This is a genomic window from Paenibacillus pedocola, assembly GCF_031599675.1.
In the GTDB taxonomy this organism is placed as follows: Bacteria; Bacillota; Bacilli; order Paenibacillales; family Paenibacillaceae; genus Paenibacillus_AQ; species Paenibacillus_AQ pedocola.
Genome location: NZ_CP134223.1, coordinates 3306166 through 3324523 on the forward strand (window position 1 = coordinate 3306166; position 18358 = coordinate 3324523).

Below are 18358 nucleotides of genomic sequence, written 5' to 3' on the forward strand. Positions count from 1 at the left end.
CGTCCTCCTTTTTTAGATAGTCTATTCTGCAAAAGGACGATGTAGGACAACCAAAACAAAGGCCCGCGAAAGTTCGCGGGCCTTCTTCAATTCCTAAATTCGGCAGTAAAACTCATTAATTAAGCATTAACAGGTTCGGGTCTTTTCACTTGAAGCGGTGGAGGAATGAGCCAGCCCTTTTTCTTGGACAGATGAAGGACCTTAAGGCCGATGCCCGCTTTAGTAAGATGATATTTACCAAACAATGCCCCGATATCTTCCCGGATCGATTGGCCCATCATCTGGCTGCAGGCCACAAGTCCGGCTGCATTATCAGCTGCAAGTTTGGCTGCGATTTCGGGATCTGTAAACCGCGCACCAACAGGAATATCCTCCAGCTTAGTCTCTGGCCGGTTAGGATATACCGGAGCTGAAGCCAGCCCCTGCTCTGCCAGCAGCGAATCACATTCACTGATTTCCAGTTCCGCCTGATCAATCATCGTATTTAATATTTTCTTGAGATCATTGTCACCGGCGTGATACAAAAAAGCCCTGTAACAAGAAAGTGCACCCTTAGCCACCATAGAGGCTTGCCATACGCCGTAGATTTCACCATAATGCATCGGTTCTTCTTTTGGATTGCCGCCTAGAATTCCAGTCATAATCAAGCTCCTTTGTCATTAGATTTGAACATAGTTAGCATACCCAATAAGGCGGATCATCTTGCGTAATTTTGATCAAGGAATAAAGTTTGGATCTACACTTCAATAATGATCGGAAGAATCATCGGACGGCGTTTCGTCCGCTCATACAGAAATTTGCCTAAGGTTTCTTTGATGGTCTGCTTCATAATGCTCCATTGGCCAAGGTCGGCTTTACTTAATTTCTCCAGTGTTGCTGCGACCAATTGGTTGATCTCTTCCATCAGCGTGTCTGAATTGCGGACGTAAATGAAGCCCCGGGAGATCGTATCCGGTTCATTCAGCAGCCGTCCATCGGCTTGGCTTAGGGTGATTACAGTGATCAGGACACCGTCTGCAGATAGTTGGCGCCGGTCGCGCAGGACCACATTCCCGATGTCGCCAATCCCTAGCCCGTCGACAAAAATCTGCCCGGCAGGCACTCGGCCTGATTGGCGGACAACACCGCCAGACGACTCCACAAGCTCACCGTTCTTAAGCAGGAAGATTTTATCCCCATCGACACCGACAGCCTCTGCCAACAGACGGTGATGGTGCAGCATCCGGTATTCCCCGTGAATCGGAATAAAGTATTCCGGCTTCATAAGCGTCAGCATCAGCTTTAGCTCCTCCTGGCTGCCATGTCCGGAGACGTGAAGTTCGCTCCGGGAGCCATAAATGACTTTTGCGCCGAGGATATAGAGATTATCTACAATCCGGGACACATTGCGTTCATTACCGGGAATCGGATTAGCGGCGAGCAGCACGGTATCTCCGGCACTGATACTCATCTGCCTGTTGCTCGAATTCGCCAGACGGGATAAGGCAGCCATGGGTTCCCCTTGACTGCCTGTAACCATAACAGCCACCTCATGCGGCGGCAGCTTGGCTGCTTCTGCAGGTTCAACCAGCATGCCTTCTGGAATGTTCAAATACCCCAGTTCCTGGGATACGGCTACAACATTAACCATACTCCGTCCAAGCAGGGCAAGCTTGCGTCCGGTTAAAGCTGCGGCATCAACGATTTGCTGCAGCCGGTGGACATTGGAAGCGAAGGTAGAGACAAAGATTCTGCGGTCCGCTTTTTGAAAGGCTTCTTCCATATGGGCGCCTACAAGCTTCTCAGATGGAGTAAATCCGGGACGTTCAGCGTTTGTGCTCTCCGAGAGCAGAAACCGGACACCTTTTTTGCCGATATCGGCCATTTTATGTATATCCGGGTATTGCCGGTTGACTGGAGTCATATCAAATTTAAAATCACCCGTATGCACAACCGTTCCTTCCGGCGTATCAAAAACGACCCCCAGGCAATCCGGAATGCTGTGGTTGGTGTTGAAGAAGGAAACTGAAATGGAACCAAAGGTGAGAACAGAATCCGAATCAATTCGATGCAGGCTGGTCTGACGAAGCAGTCCATGCTCTTTGAGCTTGTTCTCAATGAGTCCCAGCGTCAGACGGGAGGCGTAAAGTGGCAGGTTTAATTGCTTGAGAAGATAAGGAATGCCGCCAATATGGTCCTCATGCCCATGTGTCACAATCAGTGCTCTTACCTTATCGAGATTATTCAATAAATAAGTAACATCGGGTATGATCAGATCAATTCCAAGCAGACTTTCATCCGGGAATTTAGAGCCGCAGTCAATAACAATAATGTCATCTCCGTATTGCAGGAAATACATGTTCTTGCCAATCTCATGAACCCCCCCCAATGCCGCAATCCACAACCGTTCCTCAGACATATCATTATCCCTCCTTATATAGTTATCAGTAGTATGGGTAGAGCATTGGAGAAGTATCCATTGTTCTGTTACAGCGGAATGTAGCCCTGAGATGTATAAGATGGATTGACTTTTCTGGCGTTTAAATATATTGAAGACACATTAAGTCTTTAATTAACGGAGATGCTCGCTTCATTTTGGATGCTGACGGCAGTAGCCGCAGCCGGCTTATTCTTAGCTCTAAACGTAAAGGAGCAGCCAATAGAGCATGCGAGAGGCCCCCGTAAGCTCTCTGTATGAACCAACAAGCCTTAATCATCCATGTGGCGAGTGGGTGAATAAGGCTTGTTTTAAATATATATCCGGCACAGCTGATCCAGGATGAGATCAGGTGATCTGCCTCGTACATTTCTTTGGAACAGATACGATTTGCTGCTCAGTGCAGCCATCAGCATATCCGTTCTGAACACGCTGTCCGGCTGGGATTGTTCGTTGTCTGCTGCCATTTCATCAAAAAGTCTCACCAGCAGCTCGTGTAATTCCATATAAAACGGACTGCTGCTCATGGAACGGGCCTCTGATAAGGATGTGGCGCCTTCGATTCCGGCAAGCAGCTGTGCATGGTTCTCTTTGAAGCTGATAAATATGGCAAGAAGTCCCCGTAAGCGTAAGGCTGGTGCCTGAGCAGCGTTCGTTTTCATATATTCTTCTATTGTATTGAATAAGAGGAGCTTGCTGTCTTTGATTAAATCCATGCACAGTTCACCTTTATTGCGGTATCTGCGGTAGAGTGTACCTGCTCCAATTCCTGCTTCAGCCGCAATCTGGTTCATACTGACAGGCTCGACTCCATACTGCGCGAATAACTGATTAGCTGCATCCAGTATACGCTGGCGGTTTTCCGCTGCGTCCCGGCGTTCGGTGCGTCCGTTACGATTTGTCTTCTGCATTCTCATCACTTCCCGTTCGTGGTCAGCCCTTGTCTTGACAAGAGGAGAGCTCTCCGTTTAGTATCAAGAAAAGACTAAGCGGAGAATTCTCCACTTAATATTAATCGATAGAAGAGGAGTGTGCAACCCGTGCCTGATCATCAGAACAAAGCTGCACTGCTGGTATTGGATATGCAGAATACAATTGTGTCAATATATGTGAAGCAAGAGGAAGTCCTGCTGCCGTTCCAAAGAGCGGTTGAAGCTGCCCGTAAGCACGGCGTACCGGTTATCTATGCGGGAGTTGCCGTCCGTGAAGATGTTCCCAATAGTCCGCGCAACAAGATTTTCGGCAAAATGACCGGCAACATCGGAATGTCAGCTGTAAATCCTGCGATGCATGTTCATGAATCCGTTAAGCCCCAATCCGGTGAGCCGCTTGTCGACAAATTCCGAGTTAGTGCATTTGCCGGCAGCCAGCTGGAAGCCATTCTTCATGAGCGCGGGATTGAAACGCTGATTCTCAGCGGTATTGCAACAAGTGGAGTGGTACTCTCCACATGGTGTGAAGCGGCGGATAAGGATTTTGCCGTTACCGTTCTTTCAGATGCTTGTGTGGATGCCGATCCGGAGGTTCACCGTGTACTCACCGAAAAGGTATTTCCCCGCCAAGCCGATGTGCTCACCGTGGAGGAATGGATCAGAGAGTTGTCCCAGGAATGAGGTGCTGATATGAAAACGAGTATTATCTCATACGGTCTGAAGAAACAAGGTGCAACGAAGGAGTATCCCTTCGGTCCTGAGGCTATGGTGCTCAAAGTCGGAGGAAAGATGTTCGCGCTTATTTTTGAGGGAGCAGAAGACGAATTTCGCTTAAACCTGAAATGTGATCCGGTAATAGCAGAGAATTTACGGGAGCAGCATGATGCTGTCCGGCCAGGGTACCACATGAATAAGAAGCATTGGAACACAGTGATGGTCGATGGGTCCCTGCCTCTGTCCGATATCTTTGACATGATTAACCACTCTTACGATTTGGTTGTAGGCAAACTCCCCACAAGTGTACGTGAATCCATACTGGAAAAGAAGTAACAACAAGCTCAGGCAGCCAGGGAAGGAGACCGGTTTATAGCCTTGGCTGCCTGAGCACTCCAATTCATAAATTATTATGCTTGGGTTATATCAAAATGTAATCTTCCGTCTTTCTCACTAATGTAAGGTTGGCGTTCTTTTATATGTGCATATTCTGGATATCTGCTCATTAGGTTACGAAGCATACAGATAATGACCGGATGAATAGTTTTATCGTGTTCGCTGTTCATGACAGCACTCTTAGTTGTCAGCCATGGCATAATTTCACCTTTATATTTGTTTATTTCTGATTCAGCCATTATAAATGGCAGTTCAGAGAGGCAGAGCCAGAAATACCATTTGGCAAACCATGGGCGTTTTCTATCTCCGACATGACAATTATAATTATCAATTCTGCCACTTATCCAATCTGTATCATTAGGGAGGACCGAAGCAAGAAAGCGTAATACAACAAGCGATGTATCAAAACATTCCCCTAGTCCGTCATCACAGTTACCAAAGCAAGTGGTTCTTAGGCGTATAAGAGTTTTATCTACTATTTCATTTACAATAGGGTTATTTGGTGCAAGAAGGTAAAGTAAACGGATAATTTCAAGTTCATACATATTAGCGGAGAAAATATGAGTTTTCGGTGTTTGATTAAAAATGGTTTTGAGCTTTACTCCATCAATGAATGGTGGAATAAAGAAAATCGGATACATTTGCCGCCCATGGCTGTCAATGTTATTAGGAAACTTGACACCCTGATAAAACCTTTTCGCCTGTTCTGGTTTGGTTTGTGCCGATAGAAACTGCCAGATAATATTATCTTTTTGTGAGTCAGTTAAACTCCCGTTTTTAATTAAGTAGTGATTAGTTTTTATCATAAGGTTATAAGCATTCATCTGTTCACCCCAAGAAATGATTATATGCATGTGAAATACCTCGGGCTGCCTTTTGATTAGATGCTGTGACGGCATAATGGTGCTATACATCCTCCATCATATCAGTGATGTAGGTGTTTTTCTGTGAATGGGCAGTGAACTCCCTATTTTCATAAGATAGCTTATAGATACAGGAGTAGATCACGTTAAGGACATATTCAAAAGCAATCTGTGATGAAAAGGTTCCTATTTTGGCATGCTTAACTTCATCATCAGGTACATGGATACATAGCGTACTCAGCTGTGCCAATTCACTTTGACTGGCAGCTGTGATCGTGATGAACGGAATCTTCTCCTGTCTGAAATGCCGGGCGGCTCTTAAATAAATCGGTGATTTTCCATGATAGGTCAAAAAAATTGCACAGTCGTCTTCCGTCAGATTAACGGTATGATACGCCCATTCGTACAGCTCCGTGGCAATCACTACATACTTGTTAATTTTTATCAGCTTATTCTGGAAGCTTTTGGCCCGGATTTGGGAATCTCCTAAGGCATAGATAAAGATCCGTTTGGCTTGATCCAGCAACCCGGCTGTTTGTACCAGCAGGTCATTATCCATGTAGGCATAGGTTTTGGAAATCGTTTCCTTCATTAATTCTGCGATATCCATGGCTACTTCAAGCGGCGTCTCCTCAAGACTAAACGGATAGTTGGGATCAACACTGGAAATATTCTGGGTATTTTGCTGGAATTCGCGGGCAAGCTTGATAATGAACTCCTTAAATCCGGACAGCCCAAGCTTATGGGTTAACCGGTTGACCGCCGAGTGGGAAGTATAGGTTGCTTTTGCAAGCTCCTGAACATTGAAGTGGAGCATCCTTTCCTTGTGCAGCAGGATATAGGCGGCGATACTTTTTTCGTTCGGTGTAAAGTTATGCATGTCCGATAATTGCATCAGTAGTTTCAACAGAATCACCTCAGTAAACATTTTGTTTAGTCTTGAACGGTCACGGCTGCGAATAATTGGTTGAATGTACCGTTTTCCCTCCGAATCCTTCACGGCCGGCATTGTTCTTCTATAATAGATGAAAAAGACCTGAGGGGGAATTCACATGTTGACTATCGGCTATATTGGGAACGGCAAAAGCACGAACCGATATCATCTGCCTTTTTCTATGAACCGGGAGCATTTGAAAGTTAAGACGATTTACGCCCGTAATCCGGAGAAAGCGGAATGGGAGAAAGTGCCCGGCGTTCTTTATACAGATGATATTGAAGCCTTAATGAACGATAAGGAAATCGGGCTGATCGTTGTCTGCACTCCTATAGAATCCCATTATGCTTATGCAAAAATGGCGCTTGACCATGGCAAAAATGTGCTTGTTGAGAAACCGTTCATGATGACTAAGGATGAAGCTGTATCCATCTTCCAGTACGCCAAAGAGAAGAGACTCGTTATCCAGAGCTATCAGAATAGACGTTACGACTCGGACTTCCTCACGACAAAGAAGGTTATTGACTCAGGCAAGCTTGGTGAACTACTCGAGGTGGAGATGAATTACGATTATTACCGTCCGCAGACGCCGAATTCCACTACTCATTTTAACAAATACAATAGTTACTTATACGGACATGGTGTGCATACCATTGATCAGGTCTTTTCCTATTTCGGACAACCTGATAACGTACATTACGATGTACGGCAATTGCTGGGCTCCGGCAGAATGAATGATTACTTCGATCTGGATTTCTACTATGGAACGCTTAAGGTATCGGTCAAATCCAGCTTTTTCCGCTTAAAGGCACGGCCGAGTTTTGTGGTATATGGTAAACAAGGCGTATTCGTAAAACATACGGAGGACCGCCAGGAAGAGCATCTTAAGCTATTTTATCTGCCTAAGGGACATCCCGATTTCGGCATTGACGCCCCGGAGCATTATGGCACATTAACCTATTTGGATGCTGAGGGCAACTATCATGAAGAAAAAATCATTTCTGAGCAGGGGGACTATGCCAGGGTATACGATGACATTTATCAAGTGATCGTACACGGCAAGGAGAAGACGGTTAAAGACGAAGAAACGATCGCCGTTATGGAGATCCTGGAGCGCGGAATAGAGGGGTGCAGCTAAAATGAAATTGGGAATTGCGGGCGCCGGGAACATAGTTATGGATTTGTTAAGCTTTGTTGATGAGATTTCCGGCATTAGCTTACAAGCCATTAGTTCAAAGCCGGACCATCAGGAAAAATTGCTATCTCTGCAAAACCAGTTCGGGATCTCGCGGATATATAACAATTACACCGAGATGCTGCTTGATGATGAAGTCGATACCGTCTACATCGGGCTGCCGAATCATCTTCATTATTCTTACACGAAGGAAGCTTTATTACGCGGCAAGCATGTCATCTGTGAAAAACCGTTCACCTCCAATTTGCGTGAATTCCTGGAGCTTAAACAGCTGGCGCTTCAAAGCGGACTCGTCTTGATAGAGGCGATAACGAATCAATATCTGAACAATTATTTATTAATGAAGGAATATCTCTCTAAGCTGGGGCCTGTCAAAATCGTCGAATGCAACTATTCCCAGTATTCGTCCAGATACGATGCCTTCCAGGCGGGTCAGGTAATGCCTGCCTTCAATCCGGAAATGTCCGGAGGTGCGTTGATGGATATCAATATTTATAACATCCATATGGTGGTCGGGTTCTTTGGCAGCCCCGGGAAAGTGGAGTATCTGGCAAATATGGATCGCGGAATAGACACCTCGGGTATTCTGTTGCTCGATTACGGGAATTTCAAATGTGTTTGTATTGGTGCAAAAGACAGTACGGCTCCGAATGCGATGAACATTCAGGGTGTTCAAGGATATTTGCGTATGCACGGCTCAGCGAATATCATCGATAGCTTTGATTATGTTGCCAATAAAGAGAAGCCCGTCCAGGTGGACCATAAACATCATCCCCACCGGATGTATGATGAATTTATTGCTTTTGAACAGATAATCCGCGAGAAGGACATGGATAGGGTATCGCGGATGCTAGAACACAGTGAGCGGGTTATGCGTGTAATAGAGCAGGCTAAACAATCAGCCGGCCTTGTATTTGGTCCAGATAAGCCTGAATATTGAGATTAATCTATTGTTAATGAACTATTGCAACAAGCCATGCGGATAACCGCATGGCTTGTATTGTTATTTATGTTATCGTTGTTATTGTATTAATTGATAACGGATACATGAGAGGCTATAATGATAAACGAAGCTATGATAGGTTTAGAGAGATTAATAATTGGGAGTGATATATTTGCAGACAATGATCAATCTTGAAGGCGAATGGAAGTTGCAGTTAGATGAAGGGAAACAGGGGCTGGTTCTGCCTTTTTCAGATAATATCATTTTGCCGGGTACAACATCGCATGCCCGCAAGGGACCGAAGAATGAAGAGGTTGTAATCAGCGCATTAACAGATGAATATCTATTTGAAGGATCGGCGTGGTATTCGAAGGAGATCGTGATTCCCGAAGAGCTTACCGGTAAGAGATGCCTGCTGTATCTGGAACGGACGCGCCTGACGACTCTGTGGCTGAACGGCCAGGAAATTGGCAGCCGCAACAGCCTGAATACTGCTCATATCTATGAATTGACCGGCCAGTTGAAGGCTGGCACCCAGACAATAACGATCCGGGTCGATAATACCGGATATCCGACTAAGGGCGGACATTTAACCTCACCGGACACCCAGACCAACTGGAACGGGATCACCGGCCGTATGGAGCTTCAGTTTTACGGCAAATCCTATTTAAGCGGAATCCGCCTCGACACGGATGTATCTTCACGCTTGGTCCGGATTTCAGCCACATTGGAAGGCACAGCTGGCAGCACATTGGCAGTGTCGGCTTTAAGTTTCAACAGCGAGCTGGAACATTCGGCTGCAGTTCAGGAATATGCTCTCACACCGGGAGAGTTCAGCATCGAATACAACTTGGGTCCGGATGCGCTGCTTTGGAGTGAAACCGCACCCAATCTTTATAACCTTACACTTTCCCTGACACAAGGGGAAGGAGAGCCAACCGACCAAACCGTACTGGTCCTGGGATTACGTGAATTCAAGGCAGACGGCGATAAGTTTACAATTAATGGACAGAAGACCTTTTTACGCGGCAAGCATGACGGGCTGATCTTTCCTTTGACCGGTTACGCGCCGACTGACGTCGAGGAATGGGTGAGAATTCTTGGGATTTCTAAATCCTACGGCATCAACCATTACCGTTTCCACACCTGCTGTCCTCCTGAAGCAGCCTTCACCGCTGCGGACCTGCTCGGAATCTACATGGAGCCGGAGCTTCCTTTCTGGGGAACGATTACAGAGCCAGCAGATGAAGGGCATAATCAGGCTGAGCAGGACTATCTGGTTAGCGAGGGATACGAGATTCTGAAGGCGTTCGGCAACCATCCATCCTTCGTATTGATGTCGCTCGGTAACGAGCTGTGGGGGAGCAGAACCAAGATCGATTCCATCCTGAAGGAATATAAGACATTTGACAGCCGCCCTTTGTACACACAGGGTTCCAATAACCACCAATGGGTACCGGAAATTCTGGAGCATGAGGATTTCTTCTGCGGCGTGCGCTTCTCCAAAGAGCGGTTATTCCGAGGTTCATATGCCATGTGCGATGCACCGCTGGGTCATGTTCAGACCGGCCTGCCGGGTACGATGAAGGATTATGATGACCAGTTCGTCCCTGCGGCCGGGGCAGCTGCGGAAGCGGAAGGTGGAGGAACTATCCAGATTCAATACGGCACAGAAGCAAAAACCGTTCAGGCGGACGATGCATCCGGAGAATGGATTCCGCATATTCCGGTAATCTCTCATGAGATTGGACAGTACGCAACCTATCCCAATTATGATGAGATCGCAAAATACAGCGGGTCTCTTAAGGCGAAGAATTTCGAAGTCTTCCGTGAACGTCTGGAAGAGAACGGCCTTGGCCATCTCGCGGCTAAATATTTCGCGGCCTCGGGGCAGCTTGCAGCAGCCTGCTACAAAGAGGAACTCGAAGCAGCCTTCCGTACCAAGAAGCTTGCCGGCTTTCAGCTGCTGGATTTGCAGGATTTCAGCGGACAGGGCACAGCCTTAGTCGGCATCCTAGATGCCTTCATGGACTCCAAAGGGATGATTACACCTGAAGAATGGCGCACCTTCTGCAGCGATGCCGTTCTGCTCGCAAGATTCCCGAAATATAACTATGTCTCCGGGGAACGTTTTAGTGCTAGTATCGAGCTGAGCTGGTTCCGGTTCGGAACCCCGGGCACCGTGAAATTAGACTGGGAACTGAAGGCGGGCGATGAAATACTGGCGGAAGGTACGCACGAAACAGAAGTTCCGGCAGGGGAGAATTATATCGATATCTGCCAGCTGGACATTGATCTGCCTACAGTACCGGCCATGACCTCAGCCGTACTTAATCTCCGGATCGCGGGAACCGATATCCGCAAAAGCTACGATCTGTGGATCTATCCGGAACAGAGCGGTACCGGGCTTGACGGGATACGTATCTTCCATACACTTAGTGATGAAGTGCTGGCTCTGCTGGAGCAAGGTGAAAATGTGCTGCTGATGCCGAAGCCGGAGTCCCTGAACAATGCTATCGAAGGCTACTATTGTACAGATTTCTGGTGTTATCCGATGTTCCGTTCGATTTCAGAAAGCATGAACCGGCCGGTACCTGTCGGTACCATGGGTCTGCTGATCGACAACAGCCATCCTGTGTTCCGTAACTTCCCGTGCGAGGAGCACTCCACTTATCCTTGGTGGAATATTATTGAGAACTCAAAGTCGATTATCATGGACGGAACAGATTCAGCATGGAGTCCTTTGGTGCAGACGATTGACAACTTTGAACGCAATCATAAGCTGGGCTTCCTGTTTGAGTGCCGGGTTGGGGCCGGTAACCTGCTGGTCTGCGCCCTGGACGCTGACAAGGCAGGCGCAACGCCGGAAGGCAGACAGTTCCTGTCCAGTCTGGCCGGTTACATGACCTCAGAGGAATTTAAGCCGCAATACGCAGCAACCAAGGAAGAGCTTAAGCGGATTATTCAATAAACCAATAACAGAATACTTCGTTAGTAGTACAACAAGCCAAGCAGCCATTAGTCTAACAATGGCTAGCTTGGCTTGTTTGTTTTTAGTTGGTTACAAAACGCATTATCTCCGCTTATGCGCACCGGAAACATCAGCGGTAGTATATTCCAGTCTACTTTACACAAAAATATTGGTAAGGTAGAGGGTAGCAATTGATACGAGGTGATAATGAATATGATGAAGAAACACTGTTTGTTCTGTGACGAGATTGTTCCCATTGAACAGGAAGGCGATTACGATCGCTATCTTGGCTGCTCCTGTTCACCAGGCGGGGGATATCATCTGCGGCGGGACAGCTACGAGTCCATTAATGCGCTCCCGCATCCGAAGAAACGGGACCTGCTGCATATCATATCTGCTTATATCCGGGAGAAGACAGACTGTAATGACAAGGTCTATCTTAAGGCAGATGATCTGGAATCCATCGCAGATTCCCCAAATATACCTGTAACCATTGAAGATAAAGGTAACCGTCTACTGCAATATTTGTACAGGCATTCCGAAGGCCCTGAGGAACCGGTTGCCATTCACCCGCTCTCCAATAATTATAACCTGACCTATTCTCCCAACCTGCAAGAACTGGTATATATCATAGACAAGCTTGGAAACGAGCAGTTTCTCATTCGGGAAGGCATGAACTTTAAGCTGACGGAAAAAGGGTGGAATGAAGCAGCAGCCAGCACCGGAGGGAAGAAGTTAAAAGCCTGTTCCATTCTCATCCAAGGCGGTAATGAATTACACGGAGAATGGCAGGAGAAGCTGCTGCCCAAAATCGGGCAGTTCGGTTATCAGCCGACTTTGCTGACGCATACCCAGTCACCAGAGAATGAACAATATGATTTGGGGCTAATCGCTGAAAGTAAACTGATTATTGCAGATGTAACCGGTCAGGCGCCCGGGGTGTATTTTGCGGCAGGCTATGCGCTGGGCATAGGTACCCCTGTAATTTGGACCGTGAATAGCAGTGATGCTGATAAGCTTACTGTGCAGTTACAAGAAATCCGCCCGATAGTGTGGGATACCGCTGAAGAACTGGCTGTGCTGATTCAGCAAAAGCTAAGTTAACAGAAAAGTATCCTTTAGGCTAAATATATCTGAAGCCTCTCCGGCCTGTGACAGGAGTTATTCCTGTTGCAGGCTTTTTATATACACTCTTCATAACACGTGTTATACTCTTGCCGAGGTGCTATTATGGTCAAAAAAAGAATCACTAGTCATGATGTAGCTAAGCTTGCCGGTGTATCCCGCAGTGTGGTATCTGCCGTGCTGAACAATACGCCCGGAATCGGGGTCAGTGCCGAAACACGTGAGACCGTGCTGGCCGCCATCCGTGAGCTGAACTATCATGTGGATGCCCAGGCGCGCAGTATGAAGACAGGCCGCAGTATGACTCTTGCTGCGTACGGCGATACACGCCATCCGCTGTTCATGCGGCTGCTTGAGGGGATGCAGCAGGAATGTGAAGCCAGCGGCTATCACATATTGCTCTGCTCACCGGGCCAGAGAAATTCCGGGGACGCGAGAAACGAACTGCTTGATCTGTACCACCAGCGGAAGATCGACGGTATCGTAACACTGGATGACACCAGCTACCGGAACAGAGACTGGGCCCACAAAGTAAAGGAAGCTGGTGTGCCCTATGTCTCTGTGGAAGGGTATGACGGAACGGAAGGAATCTATTCCATTCTGGCCGATTATCGGGGCAGTGTGGGGATGGCGCTTGACTACATGCTTCCGGGAGATTCTGCCGGGACAAACGCTCCAGTGTATGCCGAGGTCTTCCATAGCTCCGCTGGCAGCCGTGTCATTTGGGCAGAGAAGAACCGGAGGGATGCCTATACAGACTGGTGTAACCTGCATGGGATGAAGCCGTCGGTCTCCCGTCATGAGGAGAGAGAGGGACAGGTGGAGTGGCAGGAATGGCTGTCGCAGTTAGGCGAGGGCGGCGGAGAGCTGCCTCCAGTGCTGGTGAACTGGTCCAGTGCTGTTCCCGACTTGTACCGGGCCGCTCACCGCCTAGACCTGCGGATCGGTAAGGATCTGCGGATCATGGCTGCGGACAATACGATCCAAGGCCACAGGCTTAGCCTGCCATCCTTGAGCTGTGTAGAGATCCCTTATGTCGGCATGGGGCAAGAAGCGGTCCGCTGTGTACTGAAGCAGATCGGGCAAGGACCGGGAACGCCGGGTAAGCTATGGCTGCCGGCGCTTCTAAGACCGGGAGAAAGTGCGTAACGTCTTTTTCCCCGGCTTATAACACGTGTTATGAATAGGAGGATAAAGTTATGTTCTGGACAGAAGAAAAACTGGCTGCACGCATTGCAGAACTAGCGGAGTACCGGTACCGCGAAACTTTCCAGTTGGAGGACTGGCTGGCCGCTGAGGATAAGGATGGGGTTAACGGCATGTATCCGCCGGTGTTGGCAGACGGGAAGACGATGCGGCTTGGAGCGTATTGGAGCGGGCGGGATGTATATCTGTGGCTGCATAAGTCAGTAAAGATCCCAGCAGAATGGCAGGGCAGACGTATTGCCGGGCGGTTTGACTTCGGCAGAACCGGAGGCGGCAACAACAGCGGCTTCGAAGCCCTGCTGTTTGTGGACGGTCAGCCTTACCAGGGGGTGGATTCCAATCACCAGGAGGTTTTTCTTGAGACAGATGCCGCCGGACGTACGCTCGATTTCACCTTCCGGCTGTGGTCCGGGCTTGAAGGCGGGGGAAAGCCGGTTCTCCAGGAACACCGGATTAAGCAGGCAGAGCTGGCTTATCTGGATGAAGCAGCAGACAATTTATATTATACAGGCCGGGCCGCGCTTGGGGTCTGTAAGCAGCTTACAGAGAGCCAGCCGGAGAAGCAGGAGCTGCTGATGGCACTGGGCCGTGCATTTAACCTGCTGGATTGGTCGAAGCCCGGCAGTGAAGTCTTTTATTCCTCTGTTACCGATGCAGATGACCTGCTGGCGGCACAGCTGGCTGGAATGAGGCGGGAGCATCCGGTTACGGTAACGGCTATCGGACATACCCATATTGATGTCGCTTGGCTGTGGCGGCTGACGCATACACGGGAAAAAGCAGCCCGCTCGTTCTCCACCGTGCTTCGGCTGATGAAGCAGTTTCCGGAATATATTTTTCTGCAGACCCAGCCGCAGCTGTATGAATACATTAAACGTGATTATCCCGAATTGTATACACAGATCGCCGAACGGGTGGAAGAAGGACGCTGGGAAGCCGGGGGCGCGATGTGGCTGGAGGCTGACTGCAATCTGACCAGCGGGGAATCACTTGTACGCCAGATTCTGTACGGAACGAAGTTCTTCCGGGAAGAGTTCGGAGCCGAATGCAAGTACCTCTGGCTGCCGGATGTTTTTGGCTACAGCTGGGCACTGCCGCAGATCCTGCGCAAATCCGGCATTGATACCTTCATGACGACAAAGATCAGCTGGAATCAGTATAACCGCATGCCGCACGATACCTTCACTTGGAGAGGGATTGACGGCAGTGAAGTGCTGACCCATTTCATTACCACGCCTGAAGGGCCGGATTCCAGTGCCTGGTATTATACCTACAACGGCTTGATTGAGCCATTTTCTGTACAGGGAATCTGGGATCAGTACAGGGATAAGAACCTGAACCGCGAGCTGCTGCTGTCCTACGGGTACGGTGACGGCGGCGGAGGTGTGAACCGTGAAATGCTGGAAATGCGCCGCCGGCTGGAACGTCTCCCCGGCATCCCTACGCTTAAGACCGGCCGGGCTGATGAGTATTTCGAACGTCTAAATGAAACGGTGAAGAACACTGACCAGTATGTCCACACCTGGGATGGTGAGCTTTATCTGGAATACCACAGAGGCACATATACCAGCCAGGCATACAACAAACGGATGAACCGCAAGCTGGAGCTGCTCTACCGTGAAGCGGAATGGCTGCAGGTTATGCTGGCCGCCGAATCAGGCAGCTTCCAGCATTATCCGGCAGAGGAGCTGCTTGAGGGCTGGAAAATTATCCTGCGTAACCAGTTCCATGATATTATACCCGGCTCCTCGATCCGGGAGGTATATGAGGATTCAAGGCTGGAATATATGGAAGCCGAGAAGATAGGGACACAAGCTGCAGATGACGCCGCGGCTGCGCTCATCTCCTCATCAGGAACAGCACGGGAAACAGACTACACTGTTTTCAATGGAGCTTTCTTTAACAGGGCAGGCCTGCTCACCCTGACTTGCACAGATCCTCAGGACAGAGAGTGGAGAGCTGCGGATGGGCATGTACTGCGCTCCCAGCGCCAGAACTGTGAATGGCTGATTGAAATACCCGCGCTCCCAATGATGGGAACGGCAGTAATTACGTCCGTAGCGGCTGCCTCCGTAGAGACGGAAACTCCATTTACATGGGAGAATTCACGGCTGACGACGCCTTTCTACCTTCTGGAATGGAATTCATCGGGGCAGCTGGAACGGATTTACGACCGTGCAGCCAGCCGGGAGGTGTTAGCGGCGGGTGAATGCGGCAATGTGCTGCAGGTGTTCGAGGACAAACCCAAAATGTACGATGCCTGGGATATTGATCTGTATTATCAGGAGAAACAGCGGGAAATCACAGATTTGCTGGCTATAGAATTGACCGAAAACGGACCGCTCGCTGCGGTTCTGCAGTTGAAGTGGAAATACTTGGATTCCTGTATTATTCAAAAAGTAAAAGTGTATGCAGTTAGCCGCCGTATTGATTTCGAGACGACGGTCGACTGGCATGAACAGCATCAGCTGCTGAAAGTAGCCTTTCCGGTTGCTGTGCGGGCGACGGAAGCCACGTACGATATTCAGTTCGGCAATGTGAAACGCCCGACCCACTGGAATACAAGCTGGGATTATGCCCGCTTCGAAAGTGTAGGCCATCAATGGGCTGATTTATCCGAACGGGGCTATGGGGTGAGCCTGCTGAACGACTGCAAATACGGCTACGACATCAAGGATCATGTAATGAGGCTGTCGCTGATCAAATCTGCTACCGAGCCGGACTGGCAGGCGGATCAAGGCGAGCACCAATTCACCTATGCGCTGCTGCCGCATATAGGAGACTGGGCCGCAGGCCAGACGGCCCAGGAGGCGTGGGCACTGAATAATCCGCTTAGAGCGGTACAAGGAGCATACTCCGCAGGAGCCGGCAAATCACTGATCCGAACGGATGCCCCTGGTATCGCGATTGACGCCGTTAAGCTGGCTGAACAGGGGGACGGCTTTATCGTCCGGCTGCATGAATATACGGGCAGCCGCAGCACTGTGTTGTTGGGAAGTGATTATGCTGTGCATTCCTGGCAGCCCTGCGACTTAATGGAACGTCCGCTGGAAGAAGCGGTAGTCGGCCGGGAATTGACCCATGAATTTAAGCCTTATGAAATCAGCACCTTCCTGGTGAAGCTGATAGAATAAGCTGTTAAAGAATTAGTTCCGGATATAAAAAGAGCAGAGATCTTCCCCGTAAAGGGAGCATCTCTGCTCTATTATCATGTGCTGTTACCCCGGGAAGGCTATTCGTTCCCTTCCCATTCATGCAGCACCATGATGGCTGCGCCAGTAGCTACGGCCTCATCCGTAAGCATTCCATGCGAGAAGACCGGGCTATATTCCGGGTAATGGTAGATATTTGATTTCGCAGTCTCCAGTGCAATATTGAAGACCAGGGGATCAGCGCTCACGAGCGGACCGCCCAGAATTACGTATTCAGGATGGAAGGTATTGATCAAATTGGCTAGTCCAATCCCCAGATAGCGGGCCGTTTCAGTAAATTGCTCTTTAACGAGAAGATCACCGCGCGAAAGGGCGTCAACCAGAGTTGCAAAATTAACACGGTCAGGTGAAAAGGGAGACAGCAGGCTGCTGCGCCCGGCCTTAAGCTGGGCACGAACACGATCCACCAGGGATGGCACGGACACAAAAGCTTCCAGCGCTCCATAGTTCCCTTTACCCCGGAGTCTTGGCCCGCCGGTCTGGATGATCATCTGGCCGACCGCCCCTTCCGTATCCACCGCACCCCGGATAAGCTTGCCGCCGGACATCATAGCTGAGCGGATATTGATCCCTGCATGTACATAAAGGGCATGCTCAATATTATCATTCCGGAGCGCCCAATGTTCACCGATGAGTGCGGTATTTGCGCCGTTATCAAGTTTGGCCGGAATGCCCAGCCTTGCCGTAAGCATGTCGCAGATCGGAACGTTCTTCCAATGAGGAGAAGGGAAAAACTCTGGTTCAAGGATGACCCCTTGCTTGCGGTCCAGAGGACCAACCGCACCTATCCCTATACCGAGGACTTGATCCGCGGAGATCCCTTCCTTCGCAAGAAAGTCAGCGGCAGCAGCTTCAACATAATCAGCCAGATGCTCAGGTGTCATCTGTGCGTCCATTTCCCAGCGGATCACAGATAATGTATTAAGATGCAAATCATAGAGGCCGAGCTTAGAATAAATGCGTGATATTTCTAGTCCCAGCAGATAGCGGTATTTCGGGCGCGTCTGGAACAACACTGGCTTTCTTCCTCCGGTTGAGCTGCCGAGTCCGGAAGCGATAATCAGGCCTTGAGAAGTCATCTCTTCAAGTAAGCGTGTCATGCTGCTGCTGGCCAATGCAAAATGTTGCAGCAGATCGGCTTTGGAAACAGTCCCGAGATAGGAAATCCGGTCGTATACCTGTTTTTTTATTGAAGGCGTGGAATGAGTAATCATATGTATTTTCTCCATTTCCAAGTTAAAGAGTCGGGTTATTTTAAGTATACCGGGACATTCCCGTTATTTCCAGTTTAATATCATACGGATCTTCAAAATGGGATGCACAATCAAACAGGTCCTGCAATAGTTTCTAGCGTGAAATTTTTGACAAATGTATAAAGGAATTTGCGATAAATTGTCGAATTTTTCCGGAAGAGGGACATTGGTCATTGATTTATGAACACAACTCCCTAC

14 protein-coding genes are annotated in these 18358 nt (G+C 48.8%); 8 read left to right on the forward strand and 6 right to left on the reverse strand.

Annotation, left to right across the window (positions count from 1 at the left end):
• Nucleotides 1-119 precede the first annotated feature (119 nt).
• The 3 genes from QU597_RS14350 to QU597_RS14360 form a co-directional block, all read right to left on the reverse strand.
• Entirely contained in the window at nucleotides 120-641 is a 522-nt protein-coding gene (locus QU597_RS14350; protein ID WP_310828637.1) for a DUF3231 family protein, read from the reverse strand.
• A gap of 95 nt (nucleotides 642-736) precedes the next feature.
• Nucleotides 737-2398, reverse strand: coding sequence for a ribonuclease J (locus QU597_RS14355; protein WP_310828638.1), 1662 nt, complete (start codon nucleotides 2396-2398; stop codon nucleotides 737-739).
• A gap of 329 nt (nucleotides 2399-2727) precedes the next feature.
• Complete coding sequence (locus tag QU597_RS14360; protein WP_310828639.1) at nucleotides 2728-3327, reverse strand: TetR/AcrR family transcriptional regulator; 600 nt, start codon at nucleotides 3325-3327, stop codon at nucleotides 2728-2730.
• 129 nt (nucleotides 3328-3456) lie between these two features.
• On the opposite strand from QU597_RS14360, the gene QU597_RS14365 reads away from it, so the two are divergent.
• A complete protein-coding gene (locus QU597_RS14365; RefSeq protein WP_310828640.1) occupies nucleotides 3457-4029 on the forward strand; it encodes a cysteine hydrolase family protein in 573 nt (190 codons plus the stop codon).
• Between the two features lie 9 nt (nucleotides 4030-4038).
• Nucleotides 4039-4398: an MmcQ/YjbR family DNA-binding protein gene (locus tag QU597_RS14370; RefSeq protein ID WP_310828642.1), complete on the forward strand. Its 360-nt coding sequence runs from the start codon at nucleotides 4039-4041 to the stop codon at nucleotides 4396-4398.
• Between the two features lie 74 nt (nucleotides 4399-4472).
• Here QU597_RS14370 and QU597_RS14375 read toward each other — a convergent pair whose 3' ends face one another.
• Both QU597_RS14375 and QU597_RS14380 read right to left on the reverse strand, forming a co-directional pair.
• Nucleotides 4473-5312, reverse strand: coding sequence for a hypothetical protein (locus tag QU597_RS14375; protein ID WP_310828643.1), 840 nt, complete (start codon nucleotides 5310-5312; stop codon nucleotides 4473-4475).
• A 52-nt stretch (nucleotides 5313-5364) separates the two neighbouring features.
• A complete protein-coding gene (locus QU597_RS14380) occupies nucleotides 5365-6228 on the reverse strand; it encodes a MurR/RpiR family transcriptional regulator (protein WP_310828644.1) in 864 nt (287 codons plus the stop codon).
• Between the two features lie 145 nt (nucleotides 6229-6373).
• On the opposite strand from QU597_RS14380, the gene QU597_RS14385 reads away from it, so the two are divergent.
• The 6 genes from QU597_RS14385 to QU597_RS14410 all read left to right on the forward strand — a co-directional run bounded on the left by QU597_RS14385 (nucleotide 6374) and on the right by QU597_RS14410 (nucleotide 16829).
• A complete protein-coding gene (locus QU597_RS14385) occupies nucleotides 6374-7393 on the forward strand; it encodes a Gfo/Idh/MocA family oxidoreductase (RefSeq protein WP_310828645.1) in 1020 nt (339 codons plus the stop codon).
• Nucleotide 7394: 1 nt separating this feature from the next.
• Nucleotides 7395-8390, forward strand: coding sequence for a Gfo/Idh/MocA family protein (locus QU597_RS14390; RefSeq protein ID WP_310828646.1), 996 nt, complete (start codon nucleotides 7395-7397; stop codon nucleotides 8388-8390).
• Between the two features lie 184 nt (nucleotides 8391-8574).
• Complete coding sequence (locus tag QU597_RS14395; protein ID WP_310833319.1) at nucleotides 8575-11364, forward strand: DUF8487 domain-containing protein; 2790 nt, start codon at nucleotides 8575-8577, stop codon at nucleotides 11362-11364.
• Between the two features lie 213 nt (nucleotides 11365-11577).
• Entirely contained in the window at nucleotides 11578-12468 is an 891-nt protein-coding gene (locus QU597_RS14400; protein ID WP_310828647.1) for a hypothetical protein, read from the forward strand.
• Between the two features lie 126 nt (nucleotides 12469-12594).
• Complete coding sequence (locus QU597_RS14405; RefSeq protein ID WP_310828648.1) at nucleotides 12595-13638, forward strand: LacI family DNA-binding transcriptional regulator; 1044 nt, start codon at nucleotides 12595-12597, stop codon at nucleotides 13636-13638.
• Nucleotides 13639-13688: 50 nt separating this feature from the next.
• Nucleotides 13689-16829 (forward strand): alpha-mannosidase, encoded by a 3141-nt coding sequence (locus tag QU597_RS14410; protein WP_310828649.1) that lies wholly within the window; start codon nucleotides 13689-13691, stop codon nucleotides 16827-16829.
• Between the two features lie 98 nt (nucleotides 16830-16927).
• On the opposite strand, the gene QU597_RS14415 is transcribed toward QU597_RS14410, so the two are convergent.
• Nucleotides 16928-18121 carry an ROK family protein gene (locus tag QU597_RS14415; protein WP_310828650.1) on the reverse strand — a complete coding sequence of 398 codons (1194 nt, stop codon included), beginning with the start codon at nucleotides 18119-18121 and terminating at the stop codon, nucleotides 16928-16930.
• Nucleotides 18122-18358 lie beyond the last annotated feature (237 nt).

Bases quoted from the DNA above. Each gene is read 5' to 3' on its own strand.
- QU597_RS14360 (WP_310828639.1), bottom strand. From the start codon at position 3,327: ATGCAGAAGACAAATCGTAACGGACGCACCGAACGCCGGGACGCAGCG.
- QU597_RS14405 (WP_310828648.1), top strand. From the start codon at position 12,595: ATGGTCAAAAAAAGAATCACTAGTCATGATGTAGCTAAGCTTGCCGGT.
- QU597_RS14375 (WP_310828643.1), bottom strand. From the start codon at position 5,312: ATGCATATAATCATTTCTTGGGGTGAACAGATGAATGCTTATAACCTT.
- QU597_RS14390 (WP_310828646.1), top strand. From the start codon at position 7,395: ATGAAATTGGGAATTGCGGGCGCCGGGAACATAGTTATGGATTTGTTA.
- QU597_RS14415 (WP_310828650.1), bottom strand. From the start codon at position 18,121: ATGATTACTCATTCCACGCCTTCAATAAAAAAACAGGTATACGACCGG.
- QU597_RS14410 (WP_310828649.1), top strand. From the start codon at position 13,689: ATGTTCTGGACAGAAGAAAAACTGGCTGCACGCATTGCAGAACTAGCG.
- QU597_RS14385 (WP_310828645.1), top strand. From the start codon at position 6,374: ATGTTGACTATCGGCTATATTGGGAACGGCAAAAGCACGAACCGATAT.
- QU597_RS14400 (WP_310828647.1), top strand. From the start codon at position 11,578: ATGATGAAGAAACACTGTTTGTTCTGTGACGAGATTGTTCCCATTGAA.
- QU597_RS14355 (WP_310828638.1), bottom strand. From the start codon at position 2,398: ATGTCTGAGGAACGGTTGTGGATTGCGGCATTGGGGGGGGTTCATGAG.
- QU597_RS14350 (WP_310828637.1), bottom strand. From the start codon at position 641: ATGACTGGAATTCTAGGCGGCAATCCAAAAGAAGAACCGATGCATTAT.
- QU597_RS14370 (WP_310828642.1), top strand. From the start codon at position 4,039: ATGAAAACGAGTATTATCTCATACGGTCTGAAGAAACAAGGTGCAACG.
- QU597_RS14395 (WP_310833319.1), top strand. From the start codon at position 8,575: ATGATCAATCTTGAAGGCGAATGGAAGTTGCAGTTAGATGAAGGGAAA.